The 22,185-nt window shown below is 71.1% G+C and carries 20 protein-coding genes and 1 pseudogene; 18 read left to right on the forward strand and 3 right to left on the reverse strand.

Annotated features, from left to right (window positions below):
* Positions 1-84: 84 nt before the first annotated feature.
* From ER308_RS22855 to ER308_RS15380, 18 genes are all read left to right on the forward strand, one after another.
* A complete protein-coding gene (locus ER308_RS22855; protein WP_131155789.1) occupies positions 85-1,752 on the forward strand; it encodes a helix-turn-helix transcriptional regulator in 1,668 nt (555 codons plus the stop codon).
* Positions 1,753-1,817: 65 nt separating this feature from the next.
* Positions 1,818-2,249 (forward strand): hypothetical protein, encoded by a 432-nt coding sequence (locus ER308_RS15300; protein ID WP_131155790.1) that lies wholly within the window; start codon positions 1,818-1,820, stop codon positions 2,247-2,249.
* A gap of 107 nt (positions 2,250-2,356) precedes the next feature.
* Positions 2,357-3,043: a GntR family transcriptional regulator gene (locus ER308_RS15305; RefSeq protein ID WP_165492139.1), complete on the forward strand. Its 687-nt coding sequence runs from the start codon at positions 2,357-2,359 to the stop codon at positions 3,041-3,043.
* Positions 3,044-3,193: 150 nt separating this feature from the next.
* Positions 3,194-4,936: an ABC transporter substrate-binding protein gene (locus tag ER308_RS15310; RefSeq protein WP_131155792.1), complete on the forward strand. Its 1,743-nt coding sequence runs from the start codon at positions 3,194-3,196 to the stop codon at positions 4,934-4,936.
* Positions 4,937-4,987: 51 nt separating this feature from the next.
* Positions 4,988-5,938, forward strand: coding sequence for an ABC transporter permease (locus ER308_RS15315; RefSeq protein WP_131155793.1), 951 nt, complete (start codon positions 4,988-4,990; stop codon positions 5,936-5,938).
* Positions 5,935-6,822 (forward strand): ABC transporter permease, encoded by an 888-nt coding sequence (locus ER308_RS15320; RefSeq protein WP_131155794.1) that lies wholly within the window; start codon positions 5,935-5,937, stop codon positions 6,820-6,822. Before ER308_RS15315 ends, ER308_RS15320 begins: the two co-directional genes overlap by 4 nt.
* A gap of 46 nt (positions 6,823-6,868) precedes the next feature.
* Complete coding sequence (locus ER308_RS15325) at positions 6,869-7,900, forward strand: ABC transporter ATP-binding protein (RefSeq protein ID WP_205745651.1); 1,032 nt, start codon at positions 6,869-6,871, stop codon at positions 7,898-7,900.
* Positions 7,897-8,907 (forward strand): ABC transporter ATP-binding protein, encoded by a 1,011-nt coding sequence (locus ER308_RS15330; RefSeq protein ID WP_165492140.1) that lies wholly within the window; start codon positions 7,897-7,899, stop codon positions 8,905-8,907. The genes ER308_RS15325 and ER308_RS15330 overlap by 4 nt, the downstream gene beginning before the upstream one ends.
* Before the next feature lie 11 nt (positions 8,908-8,918).
* Entirely contained in the window at positions 8,919-9,725 is an 807-nt protein-coding gene (locus tag ER308_RS15335) for an amidohydrolase family protein (protein ID WP_205745652.1), read from the forward strand.
* 54 nt (positions 9,726-9,779) lie between these two features.
* Positions 9,780-10,694, forward strand: a complete 915-nt coding sequence (locus ER308_RS15340; RefSeq protein ID WP_131155798.1) for an NAD-dependent epimerase/dehydratase family protein — start codon at positions 9,780-9,782, stop codon at positions 10,692-10,694.
* Between the two features lie 43 nt (positions 10,695-10,737).
* Complete coding sequence (locus ER308_RS15345; protein WP_131155799.1) at positions 10,738-12,399, forward strand: thiamine pyrophosphate-dependent enzyme; 1,662 nt, start codon at positions 10,738-10,740, stop codon at positions 12,397-12,399.
* Positions 12,396-13,568 carry a mandelate racemase/muconate lactonizing enzyme family protein gene (locus ER308_RS15350; protein ID WP_131155800.1) on the forward strand — a complete coding sequence of 391 codons (1,173 nt, stop codon included), beginning with the start codon at positions 12,396-12,398 and terminating at the stop codon, positions 13,566-13,568. Before ER308_RS15345 ends, ER308_RS15350 begins: the two co-directional genes overlap by 4 nt.
* Before the next feature lie 64 nt (positions 13,569-13,632).
* Positions 13,633-14,103, forward strand: coding sequence for a RidA family protein (locus ER308_RS15355; RefSeq protein ID WP_131155801.1), 471 nt, complete (start codon positions 13,633-13,635; stop codon positions 14,101-14,103).
* 50 nt (positions 14,104-14,153) lie between these two features.
* Complete coding sequence (locus ER308_RS15360) at positions 14,154-14,939, forward strand: creatininase family protein (RefSeq protein WP_131155802.1); 786 nt, start codon at positions 14,154-14,156, stop codon at positions 14,937-14,939.
* 121 nt (positions 14,940-15,060) lie between these two features.
* Positions 15,061-15,315, forward strand: coding sequence for a 4-oxalocrotonate tautomerase (locus ER308_RS15365; RefSeq protein WP_131155803.1), 255 nt, complete (start codon positions 15,061-15,063; stop codon positions 15,313-15,315).
* A 206-nt stretch (positions 15,316-15,521) separates the two neighbouring features.
* On the forward strand, positions 15,522-16,895 hold the full coding sequence (locus ER308_RS15370) for an FAD-binding oxidoreductase (RefSeq protein ID WP_131155804.1): 1,374 nt from the start codon (positions 15,522-15,524) through the stop codon (positions 16,893-16,895).
* Between the two features lie 68 nt (positions 16,896-16,963).
* Entirely contained in the window at positions 16,964-18,121 is a 1,158-nt protein-coding gene (locus tag ER308_RS15375; protein ID WP_131155805.1) for a class I SAM-dependent methyltransferase, read from the forward strand.
* Between the two features lie 150 nt (positions 18,122-18,271).
* On the forward strand, positions 18,272-19,267 hold the full coding sequence (locus tag ER308_RS15380) for an aldo/keto reductase (protein ID WP_131155806.1): 996 nt from the start codon (positions 18,272-18,274) through the stop codon (positions 19,265-19,267).
* Between the two features lie 241 nt (positions 19,268-19,508).
* On the opposite strand, the gene ER308_RS15385 is transcribed toward ER308_RS15380, so the two are convergent.
* The 3 genes and pseudogenes from ER308_RS15385 to ER308_RS23285 all read right to left on the reverse strand — a co-directional run.
* On the reverse strand, positions 19,509-21,251 hold the full coding sequence (locus ER308_RS15385) for an IS1634 family transposase (RefSeq protein WP_131155807.1): 1,743 nt from the start codon (positions 21,249-21,251) through the stop codon (positions 19,509-19,511).
* 245 nt (positions 21,252-21,496) lie between these two features.
* Positions 21,497-21,871, reverse strand: a complete 375-nt coding sequence (locus ER308_RS15390; protein ID WP_240731826.1) for a hypothetical protein — start codon at positions 21,869-21,871, stop codon at positions 21,497-21,499.
* Between the two features lie 21 nt (positions 21,872-21,892).
* Positions 21,893-21,991 (reverse strand): annotated as a pseudogene (locus tag ER308_RS23285) (hypothetical protein); the annotation flags it as partial.
* Positions 21,992-22,185 lie beyond the last annotated feature (194 nt).

Here is a 22,185-nt window from a genome sequence, read left to right on the forward strand (position 1 = left end):
GCGCGAGGTTGCCGGCGCGTTGAGTATGGTCGGCTCCCGGCAACCTCGTTGCCGGCCCTGCTGGGGCGAGAAGGCGGTTCGGCGATGGGCGCGGACGCGCACGGCCTGCTCGATACGGCGCGCGGGTCGCTGTCGGCGCGCGACTGGCCGGCGGCTCGGCAGGCTTTCGAGTCGGCCCGCGAGCGCGGCGTCGTGCTGTCGGCCGAGGACCTCTACGCGCTCGCGGACGCCTGCTGGTGGATGGGGCGGGTCGACGAGGCGCTCGCGGCCTACCAGGGCTCGCACGAGGGGTTCCTGGACGACGGCGACACCGCGGCGGCCGCGTCGGCGGCGCTCGACATCGCGGTCAACCACTTCCTGCGCGGCGACGAGGCCGCGGGCTCGGCGTGGTTCAGCCGCGTGCAGCGCCTGCTGCGCGACGCGCCCGAGTGCCCCGTGCACGGGTACGTCGCGTTCCTGCTCGAGGTCGAGGGCCCGCTGGGCGGCATCCGCCCCGGGGGCGAGGCCGACGCGGAGGCGATCGCGGCGGCCGCGCGGCGCATCCAGGCGCTCGGTCATCGCCACGGCGACGACAGCCTCGTCGCGGTCGCGACGATGGGGGAGGGCCGGGCGCTGGTGAAGGCCGCCCGGGTCGAGGAGGGGCTCGGCCTGCTCGACGAGGCGATGCTCGCCGTGCGCACCGAACATCTCGACCCCAAGTGGGCCGGCAACGTCTACTGCCACCTGATGTCGGCCGCGTACGAGATCGCCGACATCGGCCGCGCGGTCCGGTGGACCGAGGCGACGACCCGGTGGCTCGAGCAGCTGCCGGTGGCCTTGCTGTTCACCGGGATCTGCCGGGTGCACCGGTCGCAGGTGCATCAGCTCACCGGCGCGTGGGACCGCGCGGAGGGCGAGGCCATCCGCGTCGGCGAGGAGCTCGCGGGCATCCAGCCCGCCAGTGCCGCCGAGGGGCACTACCAGGTCGGCGAGATCCGCCGGCTGCGCGGCGACGTCGCCGGCGCCGAGGACGCGTACGCGCAGGCGCACCGCCTCGGCCGCGACCCCCAGCCCGGCCTCGCGCTCCTGCGGCTGGCGCAGGGTCGCGCGGGCGTGGCGTGGTCGGCGATCCGTGCGGCGCTGATCGCGAGGGCCGGCGATCCGCTCGGCCGCGCGCGGCTGTGCGCGGCGGGCGTGGAGATCGCCGTCGCCGCCGACGAGCTGCCCGCCGCGGCGGAGCTCTGCGACGAGCTCGCCGACACCGCGACCGCCTACGGCACCACCGGGCTGCGGGTCATGGCGGTGCACGCCCGCGGCACGCTGACCCTGGCCGCGCAGGGTCACGAGCAGGCGCTGCCGCTCTTGCGCGACGCCTGCCAGGGCTGGCGCGACCTCGGGGCCGCCCACACCGAAGCGTGCGCGCGGGTGCTGCTCGCCAGCGCCTACGACGCGCTCGGCGACGCCGACGCGGCCGCCCGCGAGCGCGCCGTCGCCGCCGCGACGTTCGAGCAGCTCGGTGCCGGTCCGGACCTCGCCCGCTGCGCGCCGCAGCCGCACGAGCCGCGCGCGGACGGGCTGACCTCCCGCGAGATCGAGGTCCTCGCGTGCGTGGCCGCCGGACGCAGCAATCGCGAGGTCGCCGCCGAGCTGGTCATCAGCGAGAAGACCGTCGCCCGGCACCTGTCGAACATCTTCACCAAGCTCGGGGTGGCCTCCCGCACCGAGGCCGCCGCCTACGCGTTCTCCCACGACCTCGTGCCGCCGTCACCGTGAGGCCGGCGGGCGCGGGATTCCGAGCCTCGCTCGCTCCCTTGCGGTGCCAGCGATCGGGAGGGAGCATGGACGAAATCGGACGCGAGCACCTTCGGCAGGTGCTCGTGGAGCAGCTCGGAGAGCAAGCTGCGGAGACCCTGATGAGTCAGTTGCCTCCCTATCGGTGGCCCGATCTGGCCACCAAGGCCGACATCGCTGAGCTACGCGGCGAGCTCGCCCAGCTGCGCGGCGAGTTCGTCCAGCTGCGCGGCGAGTTCGGCGAGTTGCGCGGCGAGTTCGGCGAGTTGCGGGGTTCGGTCGCTGAGCAGCGCGGCGAGTTCGGCGAGTTGCGGGGTTCGGTCGCTGAGCAGCGCGGCGAGTTGATCGAACGGATCGGCGCGGTCCACGAGAGCGTGGGGGCCCTGCACGTGGTGGTCGCGCGGCAGACGTGGGTGATGACGCTGGGCATCGTCGCCGCGATCGCCGCCAGCGTCGGCATCACCGCGACGTTGGTGTAGGGCCGCCCCGGCAGGCGCCCTTCAATCTGACCCTTGACTGCCCTAGATCCATCCATAATATATGATCCATGGAATCGCGGGATGGGGCTCGTCCGGACAGGTCCGCTTTGACCGATCGCGTCTACGAGGTCCTGAAGACGCGCATCCTCGAGCTCACCCTCCCACCGGACACGCGGCTGCAGGTCGGCAAGATCGCCGAGGAGTTCGACGTGAGCGCGACGCCGGTGCGCGAGGCTCTCAACCGTCTCGCGGCCGAGCATCTCGTCGCCGGGGCCGCGTACCGGGGCTTCTCGGTCTCGCCAGTGCTGGGTCGCCAGGAGCTCGTCCAGCTGCTGCAGGCCCGGCTCGTGGTCGAGCGGGCGGCCGCGTCGCGGGCCGCGGAGGTGCGCGACGAGGCGGCGCTGGAGCGTCTCGGCGAGCTCGTCACGCGGATGGAGAAGCTCGTGGATGCCCCCGTCCTGGACGTCATGGCCTTCAACGCCGCTGACCAGGCGTTCCACCAGGGTGTCGTCGAAGCGTCCGGCAATCCGTTCCTCGTCCAGGCCTTCGACTCCCTGCACGTGCACGTGCAGATCGCGCGGTTCTACGAGGGCGAGTCCGGCGGTCACGGCCAGCACGCCAACGTCGAGCACCAGCGCCTGCTGAAGGCGCTCGTGTCGGGGGACGCCGAGGCCGCGGCGGCGGAGGTGGACACCCATATCGCCGACGTGTTCGGCCGCTTGGAGGCCGAGATCGCGGCGGGGGAGGAGTCCACCACCGGCCCGCGCGCCGGGCAGCCCGCTCCGCAGACCTAGCTCCCGGAGGTGAAAGGAGGCGGCGGCACTGCTCCCGACAGCCCGAGCTGGGGCACGGCCGCGCTCGAGGAGCGTGACGGAGCACCCATCGAGGCGGGATCTTCGGCACACGAACGAAGGACCGCGCACAGCTGGCGCAAAGGATGTGGGATGAGACGGTATCCGACGCGACTTGCCATCGTGCTCGCAGTGCTGCTCGCGATCGCGGCGTGCAGCCCGGTTGAGGACCCCGACACGGCAGCGGAGGGGGAACCCGACGCCGACGAGGCCGCGGGGGAGGGGCCCGACACTGACGACGCCGACACTGACGACGCTGAAACTGACGACGCCGACACTGACGACGCCGAGCCGGACGGGGACGAGGAGGTCCCCGTCGAGGAGGGTGCGTCGGCGGGCGAGAGCGATCTGTACGGCCCGCCGCCGGAGGACCCGCAGGAGGGCGGGACGGTAACGGTGGGTGCGCTCAACGAGCCCCCGTCGCTCGATCCCTTCCACGAGGGCGCGGACGCTCGGTCGGAATACTCGGTGCTCATGTACCAGGGGCTGATGTACGAGAGTTCCCATGGCGTGCCCGTGCCGCTGCTGGCCGAGGACGTCGAGATCTCGGACGACGAGCTCACCTACACGTTCGAACTGCGCGAGGGGGTCGAGTTCCACGACGGCTCGCCCATGACCTCCGCGGACGTCCAGTACAGCTACGACTACATTCGCGACCCCGACAACGGGTCGCCCGGCGCCCAGGACTTCGCCGCGATCGACACGATCGAGGCGCCCGACGAGCACACCGTCGTGATGGAGTTGTCGGAGCCGAACTCGGCGCTGCTGATGACGCTGACCAACAAGTTCGGTGCCGTCGTGCCCGAGGACTACTTCGACAGCGAGACCGCCGAGCAGGACTTCAACACGGCGAGCGTCGGCACCGGGCCGTACCAGCTCGAGGACTTCAGCCCGAACGAATCGATCTCGCTGAGCCGCCACGAAGGCTACTGGGGCGACGGCCCCTACATCGACGAGCTCGTGTTCGAGTTCATCCCCGATGCGAGCGCGATGGTCGTCGCGCTCGAGAACGCTCGCATCGACCTCGGCGAGCTGCCGCAGATCACCGACATCGAGCAGCTCGAGGGCACCCCGGGCCTCGAGGTCGCGACCTTCCCCTCGCTCAATCAGAAGGCGATCGACCTCGTCGCCAACGTCGAACCCCTCGACGAGGAGCCGGTCCGGCAGGCCATCGCCGCTGCGCTCGACAAGGAGGAGGTCGCCCAGGCGGCTGCTCCGGAGCTGCACCAGGAGATCGGCATGATCGTCGGGGGGATGCAGGAGACATGGGGCCTGCCGCTCGACGAGGTCCCGTACCAGGGGCAGGATCTCGAGACCGCCGAGGAGCTGCTGGCCGAGGCGGGCTACGAGGACGGCTTCGAGATCGACCTGCGGACAATCCAGGACTTCGACTGGATGGACGCCGCGGCCGTGGTTATCACTCAGCAACTCGCCGAGGTCGGGATCGACGTCTCCACCGAGACCGTCGACCTGGGGACGTGGATCGACGCCTGGAACAACCAGGCGGCGGGCTTCACCCTCAACGACTGGGGCACCCAGCCGGACCCGAGCCTCTTGTACTTCCGTCACTTCAGCCAGGAGCCCCAGGGCGCCGACTTCCGGCTCTGGGACCATGACGAGGCCTCGCAACTGCTGGCGGACGGGATCGCCACGTCCGACCAGGAGGAGCGCGTGGAGATCTATCACGAGTTCCAGTCGGTCATGGCCGAGTCCGCCCCGACCATCCCGCTGTACAGCCCGCAGGCGGCGATCGCGACGCACGACCGGCTGGCGAACTACGTCCACCATCCCAGCGGGTGGTACTTCGGGCTCGCGACCGCCTACGTGGACGAGTAGGCGGCCGAACCGGAGCCAAGAGGTCGAGTCGGCGAGAGGGCCGAGGTCCCCATGGCGAGAATGCTCGGCAAGCGCCTGGTCGCGTCCGTCGTGACCGCGGTGCTCGCGACGATCGTCGTGTTCGTGCTCATGCGCGCGGTTCCCGGCGACGTCGTGCAGCAGATGCTCGGGCAGACGTCAGACCCTGACGTGGAGCGCGCATTGCGGTCCTTCTTCGGGCTGGACGAGCCCCTGTACGTGCAGTACGGGGAGTGGCTGCTCAGCGCGCTTCAGGGGGACCTCGGCACTGCCTGGGTCTCCGGCCAGCCGGTCGGCCAACTCATCGGCAACGCCCTGCTCGTCACCCTGCAGCTGACCCTGCTGACCCTGCTGCTCGCCGTCGTGCTCGGGGTGCCGGTCGGCCTCGTCGCCGGGATGCGCGAGGGCGGCCGGCTCGACTCGATCCTGCAGAGCCTGACCGTTCTGGGGCTCGCGACGCCGATCTTCTGGCTCGGCATCATGCTGCTGATCGGCGTGTCGGCGGTCCTGGGCTGGTCGCCGCCGCTGTCCTACCAGCCGCCGACGGTCTCCCTCGGCGCGAACCTGCAGATGATGGTGCTGCCGGTCCTCAGCCTCGGGGTCCTGCAGGCGGCGGCGTACGCGCAGTTCGTGCGCCAGGCCGTGGTCTCCGCCACCCGCGAGCAATACGTCATCACCGCCAGGGCGAAGGGGCTGCCCGAGCGGAAGATCCTGTTCAAGCACATCCTCCGCAACATCCTGGTCCAGCTGATCACGTTCATGGGGCTGCTCGTCGTGCAGATCCTGGGCGGGGCGGTGGTGATCGAGTCGATCTTCACGCTGCCCGGCTTCGGCCGTCTGCTGCTCGGCGCGATCACGTCGCGCGACTACCCGCTGCTGCAGGGCGGGCTTCTGGTCGTCGTGCTTGTGACGCTGACGGTGAACCTGATCATCGATCTGCTCTACCGCGTCATCGACCCGCGTCTGAGGACGGTTGCGTCGTGACCGACACCGTTCAGCACGTCGACGACCGCACCCGGCCGGGCGATGCCCGGCGGAGCGGGTCGTGGCGCCGGCTCGGCAAGCGGCTGCGCCGTCAGCCGGGTCTGGCGCTCGGCTTGCTGATCCTCGCCCTGCTGCTCGCGATCGTTGCGGCGCCGTGGCTGTTCACCAACGCCGACCCGAACGTGGTCAACCCCGCCGAGCGCCTGTCGCCGCCGTCGGGCGAGCACTGGTTCGGGACTGACGACGTTGGCCGCGACATCTACGCGCGCGTGATCTACGGCACGCGGGTGACGCTGGGGATCCTGCTCGCGTCCCTGGCGTTCGCCGGCGTGCTCGGAGGCACGAGCGGGATCGTCGCCGGCTACCTCGGGCGGTCCACCGACATGCTGTTCGGTCGCGGGGTCGACGTGATCCTGAGCTTCCCGCCGCTGATCCTCGGGCTGATCCTCACGGGGATCCTGGGGGCGGGCACGCAGAACCTTGTGCTCGCGATGAGCGTCATCTACTTCCCGACGTTCTTCCGAATCGGCCGCTCGGGGACGATGAGCGAGTCGACCAAGGTGTACGCGGAGGCGGCCTACGCGCTCGGGTACTCGCGCTTCCGAATCCTGTCCCGCCACATCGCCCGCAACGTCGTCCCGCTGCTGCTCGCTCAACTCATGGTCGTCTTCCCGCTCGCGCTGCAGATCCAGGCTGCGCTCAGCTTCCTCGGCCTCGGCGTGCAGCCCCCGACCCCCGACTGGGGCAACATCCTCGAGCAGAGCCAGAACTTCCTGCTCGCGGCCCCGTGGATGTCCGCCTTCCCCGGGCTGGCGATCCTCGTCTCCGCGCTCGGGATGATCCTGCTTGGGCGCGCGGCCCAGGCGAGCGTGGACGATGCGTAGTGGCCCGGTGGACGTCCCGAGCGAGCCCACGAGGAGGGGAGGCCCCGTGACGGACGTGCGAGGCGAGCGCTCCTCCGGCGAGGTGGCGGGCGACGGTCCGGTGCTGCGGGCCGAGGGGCTGCGCACCCACTTCCAGCAGGGGGAATCGGTGGTCCGCGCGGTGGACGGCGTCTCCCTCGAGGTCCACCCCGGTGAGATCGTCGCGATCGTCGGTGAGTCCGGATCCGGCAAGACGGCGACCGGCATGAGCCTCATGCGGCTCATCAATCGCCGGATCATCGCCCACCAGGAGGGCCGGGTCACGCTCCGCACCCGCTCCGGCGAGGAGGTCGACCTGCTCGCTGCCTCCGATCGCGTCGTCCGGCACGTGCGGGGCGGCGAGATCGGCATGATCTTCCAGGACCCGATGACGAGCCTCAACCCCGTGTTCACGATCGGCAACCAGATCGTCGAGGGGATCCGCGAGCACCGCTCGGCCTCGCGACACGAGGCGCGCGAGGTCGCCCGGGATCTGCTGCGCAGCGTCGGGCTCGGCGAGGTCGAGCGGCTCATGCGGGTGTTCCCCCACCAGCTGTCCGGCGGGATGCGACAGCGCGCGATGATCGCGATGGCCCTCGCCGGCCGTCCCCGGCTGCTGATCGCCGACGAACCGACGACCGCGCTCGACGTGACCGTCCAGGCGCAGATCGTTCGGTTGCTGCAGGACCTCGCCGCCGAGCGCGGCATGGGGGTGGTCTTCATCACCCACGACCTCGCGCTCGTGTCCCGCATCGCCGACCGGGTCTGCGTCATGTATGCCGGCCAGGTGGTGGAGGCCGGCGCCGCCGCCGAGGTATTCGCGCGCCCGCGCCACCCGTACACGATCGCGCTCGCGGGGTGCATCCCGTACGGGCCGTCGGGCGAGCGTCTCAACACGATCCCGGGGAAGCCGCCGAACCTCGCCGGGGAGTTCGCCGGGTGCCGGTTCGCGGCCCGCTGTGATTACGCCGTGCCCGCGTGCTCCGAGGCGCCGGTCGCGCTGCGAGCGGTCGAGGCGGGGCGCTCGGCGCGCTGCATCCGAGCCGAGGAGATCTCGTGAGCGAGGAAGTCCTGCGCCTCGACGGGGTGACCAAACGGTTTCGCGTGTCCCGGGGCGCGCCCTGGAGCCCGCCCCGGTTCGTCCACGCCGTGGAGGGCGTCGATCTGTCCGTGCGGCGCGGGGAGTGCCTGGGCGTCGTGGGCGAGTCGGGCTCAGGCAAGTCGACGCTCGGGCGCGTCGCCCTGCGGCTGTTGGAGCCGACCGAGGGGACGGTGTGGTACGAGGGCACCGACCTCACCGCGCTGGGTCCCCAGGAGTTGCGCCGGTACCGCTCCGAGCTGCAGATGATCTTCCAGGACCCGCACTCGAGCCTGAACCCGCGGATGACCCTCGGGGCCGCGATCGAGGAGGCGGTGCGGGTACACCGCATCGTGCCCGAGGAGCAGGTCGACGACTACGTCGAGGAGCTGTTCCGGCTCGTGGGGCTCGACCCGGCGTTCGCGAAGCGCTACCCGAGCGCGCTGTCGGGCGGGCAGAAGCAACGTGTGGCCATCGCGCGGGCGCTCTCGGTCAAGCCCTCGCTCGTGGTCGCCGACGAGGCCGTGTCGGCGCTCGACGTCTCGATCCAGGCCGAGATCCTCAACCTCATCGAGGACATCAAGGAGGAGCGCAACCTCACCACCCTGTTCATCAGCCACGACCTGTCGGTCGTCGAGGTAGTCGCCGATCGGGTCGTGGTCATGTACCTCGGGCGTCCCATGGAGGTCGCCGGCGCCGACGCGATCTACCGGGACCCGCGGCACCCGTACACACGGGGCCTGCTCTCCTCCGCACCGACGTTCGAGGGCGAGCCGCTGTCGATGGAGGGCGAGATCCCCTCGCCCACGTCACCCCCCAGCGGGTGCGTGTTCCGCACCCGCTGCCCGTACGCGATCGCTGAGTGTGCCGAAGCCGTGCCTGAGTTGCGCCGGGTGGGCCCCGACCAGTACGTCGCGTGCGTGCGCAGGGACGTCGCGGGGGCGACCGTCGACGATCCCGCGGGCGCGCACACCACGGGGGCCCCCTGATGTGGGAGTGCGTGGACATCCATCACCACGTCGGCACGCTCGACGTGGGCGCGAGTGCGGACGGCGCGCCGTGGACCATGGAGCGCGACCTCGAGGCGCGTCTGGCGCTCATGGAGCGCTACGCGGTGGACGCCGCGGCGCTGATGCCGGCGTTCCACTTCGAGCGCCGCGAGGGGCCCCGATCGGTGAGCCGGGCCAACGACCGGGTCGCGCAGTACCAGCGCCTCGGCGGGGCCGAACAGTTCCCGATCGCGCTGGGTACCGTCGACCCCTTGATGGGGGAGGACGAGAGCGTGGCCGAGATGCGGCGGATGCGTGACGAGCTCGGCATGGCCGGGGTCGTGTGGCACCACCGCTTCCAGAACGTGTACATGAGCGACGAGCGAATGGACCCGCTGCTGCGGACCGCGGAGGCGTTCGGGTGGCCGGTGTTCCTGCACGTGTTCCCCGAGTCGACGATGGAGGCGCCGTGGACGCTCGAGAAGTGGCTGGAGCGCTTCCCCGGCGTCACCTTCGTGGCGCTCGACAGCCTCATGGCGTTCACCCAGTCGCGGTACCTGTTGTCGCTCGGTCACCGGTACGACAACGTGCTGTTCGAGACGGCGGGCGCGTTCCCGGTCGGGCGGCTCATCCGCAGCTTCGTCCGCGAGCTCGGTGCGCATCGGGTGATCTACGGATCGGATCTGTACATGAGCCCGCCCACCTACGACTCGCCCTCGCCCCTGCTGGAGATCAGGGCCTCGGATCTCACGCCGGTGGAGCGGCACGAGGTCCTGGTGGGCGACTTTCTGCGTCTGTTCGAGCTGGAGGGCGCGTAGAGGGCCTGGCGTCGAATTGGACGAGGGCCGCCGAAGCGATGTGAGGATGGATCGATGAGCGAGGAGCGTGTGCTCGTGACCGGCGCGAGCGGCTATTTGGGTCGCACGGTCACGCGTGCCGAACGCGCGGCGGGCCGTGACGTCGTCGCGATCGACGCGCACGGCGAGGCCGGGATCGAGCAGGTCGACCTCACCGAACGCGCGGCGGTCGCCGAACTGCTCCGCACCGAGCGGTTCGACACCGTCGTGCACCTCGCCGCTGCGGCGGTCGGCGCGGCGGGGTTGCTCGCGAGCGCGCGCACCGACCCGGTGATGGCCGCGGACGTCAACGTCGCCGCTACCGCACACCTCGCGCACGCCGCGCGCGAGTCGGGGGTTGCCCGGTTCGTCTACGGGTCCTCGACGACGGTGTACGGGCCCGCTGAGGACTACGACGATGCACGGGTCACCGAGGCAGCGTGCCTGCGGCCGACGACCGTCTACGGAGCGACGAAGGCCTCGGCGGAGCATCTGGCGCGCACCGTGCTCGCCGGCTCGCCGACGCGGTTCACGGCCGTGCGCCTGCCGCTGGTGTACGGCGGTGAGCGGTGGTACGGGGGTGCGCTGGCGGACCTGATGCGCGTGGTCGAGGCCGCGCGGGCCGGGGAGTCGTTCGAGGTGGAGCTCCCCGCCGACGAAGCCGATTGGGTCCACGTCGACGACGCCGCAACCGCGTTCGGTGCGGTGTCGGCCGTCGGCGAGCCCGCCGGCGCCTACCACGTCGTCGGGCACACCGGCAGCGTGCTCGAGCTCGCCCAGCGGGTCGCGGACGGGTTCGGGGCGCGAGAGGTGTCCGTGCGCCCCGCGGAGCACGGCGGGACAGGTGCGCTGCCGCTCATCGACGACTCGCGGGCGCGGCAGGGTCTGGGGTTCGCGCCGAAGCGCAGCGACGTCGAGGCGGCCGCGGCCAGCTTGATCGCGGGCGACTGAATGCCGCTCGACCGACCGGTGCGACGTGGTGAAGGAGCCTGGCATGACGGCAGCGATTGACGCGGCGGTGGCGCAGCTGGTCGCTGCGGGGGTGCGGCGCGCCTATACGGTGCCCGGGGAGAGTTTCCTGCCGTTGCTGGACGCCCTGGACGCTCACCCCGCGGTGCAGGTGCTCTCCACGCGCCACGAGTCGGGCGCCGGGTTCATGGCCGAGGCCGAGGCGAAGGTGACCGGGGCGCCCGCGGTCGTGCTTGCGACGAGGGGCGTGGGTGCGTCGAACCTGTCGATCGCCGTGCACACCGCGCGGCAGGACTCCACCCCGATGGTGGTACTGCTCGGGCAGGTGAGCACTCAGGCGCTCGGTCGCGAGGCCTTCCAGGAGATCGACTTGCCCACCTACTACGGGGAGGTCACCAAGGGTGCGTGGACCGTCGAGCAATCCGAGCGCCTGCCCGAGCAGATCGCCCGCGCGGTGCTCACGGCGATCTCGGGGCGCCCCGGCCCGACGATGCTCGCACTCCCCGAGGACGTCCTCGACAGCGACCCTCCGGTCGCGGACGGCTGGCGGCCGGGCGTTGAGCAGGCTTCGCGGCCGACCCTCGACGCTGCGACCGCGCGGGCCGTCGCCGATCTGCTCGGCCCGGCGTCGTCGCCGGTGCTCATCGCCGGTGGCGGGGCGGGTGGGGCGCGGGAGGCTCTGGTGGCGTTCGCCGAGGCGTTCGGGGTGGGGGTGTACGCCGCCTTCCGGCGCCAGGACGTCTTCCCCAACGAGCACCCCAACTACCTCGGGCATCTGACCCTGGGCGCGCCCGCGGAGACCCTGGCGACCCTCCACGAGGCCGATGTCGTGCTCGTCGTCGGGTCGAGGCTGAGCGAGGTCACCACGCAGGCCTATACGCTCCCCACCTCTGGGCAGACGGTCGTGCAGATCGACATCGATCCGTCCGTCGTCGGGGCGGTCCGCCCAGTCGCGATCGGGGCGGTGGCGGACGCCGAGGCGGCGCTGCGTGCCTTGCTCGCGCACGCTCCCGAATCGAGCGCGTCGCGCGGGACGCGGACCTCTTCCCTCGAGCGCGGCCACGAGGCCTTCCTCGCGGCGAGCACCCCGTCGGAGCCGTCCGACGGCCCGATCCACCCCGCCGAGGTGATGGCCGCGCTCGGGCGCGTGTTCCCCCCAACGACGATCGTGACGAACGACGCGGGCAACTTCTCGGTCTTCGCCCATCGCTACTGGCGGTTCGCCGAGCCCGGAACCCAGGTGGGGCCGACGAGCGGCGCGATGGGCTACGGCGTGCCCGCCGCCATCGGTGCGCAGCTCGCCCGCCCAGAGGGCGAGGTCGTCGCGCTGGCCGGGGACGGCGGTTTCCTCATGACCGGTCAGGAGCTCGAGACCGCGGTGCGCTACGAGTTGCCGATCACCGTGGTCGTGTTCCGCAACGGCCTCTACGGCACGATCGCGCTGCACCAAGGGCGCAAGCTCGGAAGGACCGCTGCTGTGGGCATCGGGCAGGTGGACCTCGCCGCGGTCGCTCGCGGCTACGGCGCGACCGCGTGGCAGGTCAACGAGCGGGCCGAGCTCGAGGACGCCCTGTGGCAGGCCCGACGCTCCGGCCGGCCGGCGCTCGTCGACGTCGTCGTCGACAGCGACGTGCTCACGCCCGCAGCATCGCTGAGTGATCTTCTTGGAACGGAGCGTGCCAGATGACGGTCATGGAAGGGCAGTCCGTACCGACGGTCGGCCGGGTCGAGGCGATCCCCCTGCGACACGCGCTACCGCCCGAGCAGAGTTACGGCAGCGCGCGCGGGAGGGTGTCGGCCCGCGAGGGCACGCTCGTCCGCCTGGAGACCGACGACGGCGTCGTCGGGTGGGGCGAGGCGTTCGGCCCGCCCGCCGCCGTATGCGCGCTCGTCGACGACCTCGCACCGCTCGTCGTTGGTGCGCCGGTCAACCACGTGAGCCCGGTGGTGCACACCGCGCTCCAGGTGGGGTACCACCGCAGCCACGGCGGATTGCATGTCTGCGCCCTCAGCGGAGTCGAGACCGCGATGTGGGACGCGTGGGGCCGGTACCTCGGGCTGTCGGTCTCCGAGCTGCTCGGCGGGCGCGTACGCTCCGAGGTACCCGCCTACGCCTCGACCGGGTTCGTCACCGAGTTCGTGGACGACGAGGGCGCGTTCAGTGCCGCATTGCAGGAAGCCGTCGGAGAGGGCTTCTCGGCGGCCAAGATCAAGGTCGGGCTGGGACGCGACCGAGACCGGCGCCGCGCGGAGATCGCCCGCGAGAAGCTGGGCGAGCGGGGCCATCTTATGGTCGACTTCAACAGCAACTACACCGCCGATACCGCTTGCCGAGTGCTCGACGGATTGCGCGATCTCGACATCGACTGGGCGGAGGAGCCGGTGCCGCCCCACGACCACGCCGGCTACGCGCGCGTTCGTCGCTGCGGCATCCCGATCGCTGCCGGGGAGGCGGCCTACACCCGCGTCGACTTCCGACCCTTGGTCGCCGACCAGCTCGTCGACATCGTCCAGCCGGATCTCATCAAGTGCGGCGGCATCGGCGAGGCCCGGACGATCGTGGACCTCGCCCAGGCGTGGAACCTGCGGGTCTCCCCCCATGTCTGGGGCGGTGCGATCGGGCAGGCGGCGTCGCTGCAACTTCTCGCGGCGATCCCGAACAGTCCCCACACCGAGATCGCCGGCGAGCCGCTCTGGCTGGAGCTCGACCGCTCGCCGAACGAGCTTCGGTGGCGGCTGCTCACGGACCCGATCATCGCGAGCGACGGCGTCGTCGCGATCCCGAGCGGCCCCGGCCTCGGGGTCTGCGTCGACGAGGACGTCGTTGCTGAACTCCGGGTCCGCGATCCCGAATGACGGCAGGGAGACGCGCTGGGATGGTCGCGAACGACCGAGCGTCGACGTGGGAGAGGAGCCCGACATGACGTCCGTCACGGACCGGCTTCGAGAGCTGGGAGTGGAACTGCCCGAGCCGGCCGAGCCGGCGTTCAATTACGACCCGGTGGCGCGCCACGGGGACCTCGCCTACGTGAGCGGGCAGCTCCCGAAGGAGGACGGGGTCGTCAGGATCACCGGGCGCGTCGGCGAGGACGTCGACGTGGAGACCGCCGGGCGCGCCGCGGGGATCTGCGCGCTGCAGGGCCTCGCAGTCACCGCGGCCGCCCTGGGTGGGATCGACCGCATCACGCGCATTGTCCGTGTGACGGGCTATGTCGCGAGCGGCCCGGACTTCCACCAGCAGCCGAAGGTCCTCGATGCCGCCAGCGACCTCTTCGTCGAAGTGTTCGGCGAGGCGGGCCGACATGCGCGGTCGGCCGTGGGCGTGGCGGAGCTGCCGCGGGACGCGCCGGTCGAGGTCGAGCTCATCGTCGCCCACGACGCGCGCGGCTGAGTGGCCGCTCGCAGGAGCCGCCACCTGCCCTCCCCTGAAAGGGACCAGCGATGACCCACGACCTCGGAACCATCACGAGCCCCGAGCTCGCCGGCGCGTTCGACGGACCACGACTGGCCCTGATCCCCGTGGGAGCCACCGAGCAGCACGGGCCGAACCTCGGCATGGCGGTCGACTACCGCATCGCCCAGGAGCTCGCCCACCTCGTCGCCGGCCGCATGGACGGCCGCGCCTACGTCGCGCCGCCCCTGCCGTTCGGGCTGTCCGCGCACCACATGGCGTTCCCGGGGACCATCACGATCGGCGCGGAGGCCTTCCAGGCCGTCCTGCTCGACGTGGTCGACAGTCTCGCCGCCCACGGCTTCGGCCACTTCCTGTTCATCAACGGGCACATGGGCAACCAGAACGTCCTCGGAGTGCTCACCACCCGCATCCACTTCGAGCGCGGCCTCCGGGCGGCCAGCTCCCTGTACTTCGCGCAGGCCAAGGACGCCGTCGAGCGACACCGGCGCACGTTCCGGTACGGCCACGCCTGCGAGGTCGAGACCAGCGTCGCCATGTACCTCACGCCCGAGTTGGTGAACGAGGGCGCGCTTGAGCCCGGCGACCTCATCGAGGACTACATCCCCCACGAGGACAACTACCTGCCCCACCCGATGCAGGTTCCCAAGTCGTTCGCCGAGCGGACCCGCAACGGCGTGTTCGGGGACGCCACCCAGGCAAGTCGCGAGGCGGGCCAGGACATTGTCGAGACCGCGGTCGAGCGGATGGTGGCGTTCGCGGCAGCGTTCCTGGAGCAGCGCTCTGATGCCATAGCGCCGAGCCATGGGGGTTAGGCGATGGCGGGACCGCGACCGGAGCCGCCGTGCAGAGTCACCCGGCCCAGGCCCTGGCTGAGACCCCAGGTGACGGTCGAGTTCACGAGCTTCGCACCCCTACGAATCGGAGGTCCCGCCGATGCCGATCGTTGAGATGAAGATTCTCGAGGGCAGGCCGCCCGAACGTGTCCAGGAGCTGATCGCTGAGGTCACTCGGGCGGTCACCGGGAGCCTTGGCGTCGCGCCGGAGCAGGTTCGTGTGCTCGTCACGGAGGTGCCCCCGACCCATTGGGGGGTCGCGGGGACGTCGAAGGCTGACACCGCGTCGGCGGGGTCGAACCCTCCAGCAACCTCGGAGCACTTCGGCACTGACGACGCGGGGGAGTCGCGATGAGCACGGCGAACGAACAGCTGCGCTTGGCATAGGTCCACGCCAGGTCGGTCGACCTCGCGCCCTCGAAGGGACGCCGGCGTGGGCAGAACGACCCATCGGCTCTCGCACAGGTTGCACAGCCTGTCCGATGCGGCCGCGACTCCCCGGTTCGTACGGTCCTCGCACCTGCCGCACCCGCGGCGGGACCGTCGACCGGGAGGACCGCCATGACCGGCACGCTGACCCCCGACATCGCCGAGCGCCTGCGCGGGGACGTCATCACCCCCGCCGACCCGCGCTATGACGACGCCCGCGCGATCTACAACGGGATGATCGACTCGCGGCCGGCGCTGATCGCCCGCTGCGCGAACGTCGCCGACGTCATCGCCGCGGTCACCTACGCCCGCGAGGCCGACCTGATGGTCGCCGTGCGCGGAGGAGGCCACAACGGCGCCGGGTTCGCGAGCTGCGACGACGGCCTCGTGATCGACCTGTCCGCGTTGCGGGGCATCCGCGTCGATCCCGGGCGCCGCACCGTGCAGGTCGAGCCCGGCTGCACCCAGGGCGACCTCGACCACGCCACCCACCCGTTCGGGCTCGCGGTGCCGGCCGGCATCGTGTCGACCACCGGTGTCGCGGGGCTGACGCTCGGCGGCGGGCACGGCTACCTGTCGCGCCAGCACGGCCTCACCATCGACAGCCTCCTCGCTGCCGACGTCGTGCTCGCCGACGGGCGGTTCGTCACCGCGAGCGAGACCGAGCACCCCGACCTGTTCTGGGCGCTGCGCGGCGGCGGAGGCAACTTCGGGATCGTCACGAGCTTCCGGTTCCGCGCGCACCCGGTCGACACGGTCCACGCGGGTCCGATCTTCTGGGAGGCCGCCGACGCTCGCGAGGTGATGGCCGCCTACCGCGACTTCCTGCCCACCGCGCCGGAGCGGCTGTCGCCCTTCCTGGGCCTCAAGACCATGCCGTCGACCCCGCCGTTCCCGCCCGAGCTGTGGGGACGGCAGGTCTGCGTGCTGGTGACCTGCTACGACGGGCCGGCCGAAGAGGGCGAGGAAGTGCTGGCACCGCTGCGTGCCGAGCTGCCACCGCCGATCCTCGACGGCGTCACCACGATGCCGTATCCGGCGCTGCAGACGATGTTCGACCCCCTGCTGCCGGCGGGCCTGCAGTGGTACTGGAAGGGCGCGTTCGTCGCGGACCTGCCCGATGCGGCGATCGACATCCATCTGGAGCACGCCGCGCAGACGCCGAGCGAGCTCTCGCTGATGCACCTTTACCCGATCGACGGGGCCGTCCGCCGTGTCGCGCCCGACGCGACCGCATGGCCCGCCCGCGACGTGACGTGGTCGATGGTGATCGCCGGCATCGACCCCGACCCGGCGTCCTCGCCCGCGTTGACCACGTGGGCGCGCGACTATTGGCACGCGCTGCGTCCGCACACCGCCGACGGCGGCTACGTCAACTTCTCGATGGACGAAGGCGCCGACCGGGTCCGTGCGACCTACGGCGCGAACCACGCGCGGCTCGTCGAGGCGAAGCGCGCCTACGACCCGACGAACCTGTTCCGCCGCAACCAGAACATCGTCCCGTAGAGCTCGAAGTGGCCCGCGCTCGGGCACGGGCTTCCGCGACACCGACCGATGCGAGAGAGGACACACCGATGGGCACCGACGCCAACCTCGCGCCGAGGACACACGTCGACCCGGCCGCGGACGTTGACCCGGCCTCGCACGCCGAGCCGGGCCCGGACGTGGAGCCGGCCCCGGACATCGATCCCGACCGGCTCCAGGCCTTCCTCGAGCGGTTCGCCGCCGACCAGGCCGCCAGCTTGCACGCCGCGACGGTGCTCATCGGCGACCGGCTCGGGCTGTACCGCTCGCTCGCCGATGGCGGGCCGCAGACCGCCGAGGCGCTCGCGGATGCCACCGAATGCGACCCGCGGCTGGTGCGCGAGTGGCTCGGCGCGCAGGTCGCCAGCGGCTACGCCGCGCACGACCCGACGCAGGGGACCTACTGGCTGACCGCCGAGCAGGCCGCCTGCCTCGCCGATCCGTCGAGCCCGACGTTCGTCGCCGGCGCCGGCCTCGTGATCAACTCGGCGCACAAGGACACCGAGGTCGTCGAGGCCGCGTTCACCGGGCGCGGTGGCGTCGGCTGGGACGGCCACCACGCGCACTTGTTCGAGGGGACGCGGCGGTTCTTCGAGCCGGTCTACCGCGGCAACCTGCTCGACAGCTGGATCCCCGCGCTCGACGGGGTCGCCGACAAGCTCGCCGCCGGCGCGCGGGTCGCCGACGTCGGCTGCGGGCACGGCGCGGCGCTGCGACTGCTCGCCGACGCCTACCCCGCGTCGACGTTCGTCGGCTACGACAGCCACGCCGGCTCGATCGAGGCCGCGCGCGCCGCCGCGGCCGACGCCGGCGTCGCCGACCGCTTGGCTTTCGAGGTCGCGGGCGCGGACGACTTCGACGGTGACGGCTTCGACCTCGTCTGCGTGTTCAACGCGCTGCACGAGCTCGGCGAGCCCGTCGGCGCCGCCCGCCGCATCCGTGAGTCGCTCGCGCCCGATGGGACGTGGATGTTCACCGAGCCCATCGCCCACGAGCACCCGATCGAGCACGTGCGCGACCGGACCTTCTACTCGGTGTCGACGATGGTGTGCACCCCGAGCGCGATCGCGCAGGGCGCCGGCGAGGCCGCGCTGGGCGCGCAGGCGGGCGAGCCCGCGCTGCGACGCGTCGTCGCCGAGGCGGGGTTCACCCGGCTGCGCCGCGCCACCGAGACGCCGTCGTTCATGGTGCTCGAGGCACGTCCGTGATCGTTGCTTGGGGCGCGGCCAGGTGGCGCTTCATCGCGGGGCCATTGACGAGCCCGTGGACGTGGTTAGCCTGTGGACCTCTTGAGGGCTGCTCCGCCTGCATCGAACTCGTGTGCACCGACGGCGTGCACCTCATGAGAGGAAGCAGCCATGGAGTATCGCACTCTCGGCACCACCGACCTGCAGGTCTCGTCCATCTGCCTGGGTACCTGGGAGATGAGTGGGGCGTGGGGACCGGACTACGGGCCTGCGATCCGCGCTGTCGGCCGCGCCTTCGAGCAGGGCATCACCTTCTACGACACCGCCTACGCCTATGGCGCCGGCCAGGCCGAGTCAGCACTGGCGCAGGGCCTGGGCGATCTGATCCGAACACACCGCGACGAAGTGGTGCTCGTGACCAAGGGCGGGCTCGAACAGACCGGTGAGGGCCTGTCGTTCGTGCGCAACTCCGAGCCCGAGTTCCTGCGCTGGACGCTTCAGGAGAGCTTGGGTCGGCTGGGGACCGACTACGTCGACGTGTACTTCATCCACTGGCCCGACCCGCTCGTGCCGTTCGACGAGGTGGCCGGCACGCTCGACGAGTTGATCGCCGAGGGACTGATTCGTCACGCGGGCGTGTCGAACTTCGACACATCGCAGATGGACGCCTACCGGTCCGGCGGCTCGCTGACCGTCGCCCAAGTGCCCTACAACCTGTTCTGGCGCGACGTTGAGGACGACGTACTGCCGTACTGCCAACGCCACGGGCTCGGGGCCATGGGCTATGCCGCGCTCGCGCAGGGGTTCCTGACCGGCACGCTCAGCGCCGAACAGGAGTTCGCTCAAGATGATTGGCGAGCGCACGTCTCGCTCTTCCAGGGCGAGGAGTACCGCCAGCGCGTGGCGGTCGCCGACCGTCTGAAGGAGTTCGCCGCTGAACGCGATTGCACGCTGCCCCAGCTGGCGATCGCGTGGGTGCTCGCACATCCCGCCGGGGTGGTGCCCATCATGGGCGCGCAGGTCCCCGAGCATGTCGACAGCAGTGTGCAGGCGACCGCCCTCGAGCTCAGTGCCGACGAGGCCGAGCAACTGCGCCGAGTCGCCGCCGAGGCCCCACCGATCGACCTGAGCGGCCTCGCCCCGGCCGCGCGCGACAGCCGCGCGTGATCTCCTTGGCCCGAAACCGCGGGTGTTGAGCGGTCCTGCCGCCACGTCGTTCGGTGGAGGCGGGGTTCACCCTCCGGCCGTCAATGTAGTTGGTGCCCCCGGTGCCCCCGGTGCCCCCTGACCTGACTTCCGCAGCTCGTGGTCATACAGGAGGTCGGGATTAAGGGTTTGACCTGCGGTTTTGGGCGTGACGGCCTGATGGGGTCGTGTTACTACAGTCCCACCGGCTGTGGTGCTTTGGTTACGGGGCGCTGTCGGCGGGGGTGAAGTCGAAGATGCGCGGCGGGGTGGGCAGTTCGAGGGCGGTGAGGATGTCGCGCTGTCCGGGGGTGAGCTCGCCGCGTTGGGCCATGTGGCCGTCGTTGGTGGCCATGGTGACCAGGTGCAGCCGGTCGAGCTCGGCTCGCAGGTTGCGCCAGGTGTCGCCGGTGGCGTGCTCGGCGACGCGGATGAGCAGCAGCGCCAGCCAGCACAGCTGGACGTGTGCTTCGATGCGCTGGGGCTTGTGGTGGAAGACCGGGCGCAGGTCGATGCCGGTCTTGAGGTCGCGCCAGCCGCGCTCGGCGGCGTACAGGGCCTTGTAGCCCTCGGCGATGTCGCCGGCGGTCAGCGACTCGTCGCTGGTGCGTAGCAGGTACTTGCCGTCGTAGTGGGCGTCGCGGCGCACCGCGGCGCGGTCGAGGCGCAGGTAGCCGTTGGGCGTAGTGCGCAGGAACCGGTTGTAGCCGGGCTTGGTCTTCAACGCGCCGGCGAGCTCGGCGCGCTCGGCAGCCGAGAGGCCGTCGCTGTCGGCGATTGCGTCTTCGAGGCGGGCGACGATCGCCGCGCGGACGGCGGCGTCGCGCTCGGCGGCCTCGGGGTTGTGGCAGACGACGAACCGGTCGCGGCCGGCGCCGTCATCGACTCTGACTTCCTTGACGCGCAGGTTGCCCGCCACCGTGCGATACCGGCCCTGGCGGCCAAGCGCGGCGGCGGCCTCGCTCGAGGCGCCGCGCAGCTTCTCGCCCATGATGTAGCCGCCGCCGGCGCGCTGGAGATACCGGCGGTTCTGCTCGCTGGTGAACCCGCGGTCGAGCACCCAGATGACCCGGCCCAGCTGCCAGTCGCGCAGATCGTCCTTGACGCGGCGGATGAGCTTCTGATCGGAGGTGTCGCCGGGGAAGGTCCACAGCCTGACCGGGATGCCCTCCCGGGTGACCGCCATGCCGATGACGACCTGCGGCAGATCCGGGCGGTGGTCCTTGGACCGGCCCCAGGTGCGCACCGCGGCCTCGACCGCCTCGGCCGCCACATCCCCGTCGCCGTCCTCGTCGTCGGCCAGACCGGCGAGGTCGTCGCCGTCGGCGGGCGCGTCGCCGGTCTCGGTCTCCCAATACGTCGACGTCGAATCGAAGAACAGCAGGTCGACCTCGAGGTTGAGCAGGTTGGCGACGCTGAAGAACACCCGCCGCTGCACCTCGCCGACCACGTCGCCGAACCGGTCCATCGCCCGGTAGCAGTCGTCGTCGCTCATGGCCTCGAGCCCGTCGATGAACACCCGCTCGGCCACCCAGCGGGTCCCCGCACGCTTGGACAGCGGCTCGGCCGACAGCCGGTTGGCCACCATCGCGAAGATCACCCGCTCGACCGCCGCCGCGTTCACGCGGCCGCCGGCGACCGCTTCGGTGATCGCCTCGCCGATCCCCAGCCGCTGCCACAGCTGATCAGCAACCCAGCTGGTGCCCATCGGCCGCGCGTCGACCACCGGCGGCACCCCCGCCGCCTCGACCTCGCCTGCCCGGCTCGCCTCGGGATCGAGGAACCGTCCGACGCTGTCGACCAGCCGTCCCAGCGCCGCCCGGTCGACCCGATCGGCCCGGCCGAGGTTGTACAAGATCCGCGCCCGCGGCGTTCCCGACTCCGGATCGCGCTCGTTGTGCGCCAGCGCCAGGTACGACACCACCGACCCGTCCCGGTTCCGCCGCTTGGTCTCCCGCAAATACATGTCTACGAACGTAGAGCATCCACAACCAGCCGCCAAGTAACCCGAACATCTCGTGTGTCTACATGAATCCGAGCGTCAGACCCCACCCGCCACCCTGACCAGCAACAACACACCCCCGACCCCCCGAATCTGCCTACGAGCTGCGGAAGTCAGGCCTGAAGTGCGAGGGACACCAATATGACGCCGAGGATCGCCCAGAAGTGCACTCGGTTCTTCTGCCCTGGCATCTTGCCGCGCCACCACAACTACAGCGGCGAAAGAAGGGCCGCGGCGATCAACATTGGCCTGCGATGCGAGTGAAACTCAATCGTCGGATTCCCGTCCATGTCTCGGATCGCGAGGGCGAGGTTAACTGCGACGGCGAGCAGGCCGAGGACGATGAAGAGCCCTTCGTTGAACCCGGACACCATCTGTGCCAGGGCAACAGCGAACGGCACTCCCACCATCGCCCACGCGTACCGGTCATCGGTGTGCTTCGCGTAGGCGGCTGCTTTGTGTCCTCGCCCTCGGGTGGCAGCGGGGTCGGGGGCCTGTTGCTGTTGGCTATTATCCGAACCCGGTTCCTGGGTTGCCGTCGGTGCTTGGTCCACACCTTCGACGGGGGGCGGGTCCACGGTCACCCGCTCCTCGAGGCGCCGTTTCGCCGCGGCGAATTCTTCGTCGCTAAGCGCACCGTTGCGGTGAAGTTCGACCAGTTGGTCGAGTCGGCCCCCGCGAAGGGGCCGAAGGTCACGCTGCAAGCCCGCAAACGGCCCGAGAATTCTTAGTGGCCGTGGTAGAGGCGTTCGAGGTCGATGAGCTCGACGTCGGCGCGGCCTTGGGCGTCGCGGCGCAGGCTGTCAAAGAAGGTCGGGGCGCAGAGCAGCAGCTTCGCGCTCTCGGCGCGGGCGCCTATCGTGGCACGGACCCGCTCCAGGCGGCGCAGGTGTGCGGA

Origin of the sequence: Egibacter rhizosphaerae, from assembly GCF_004322855.1 — a bacterium.
Taxonomy (GTDB): Bacteria; Actinomycetota; Nitriliruptoria; order Euzebyales; family Egibacteraceae; genus Egibacter; species Egibacter rhizosphaerae.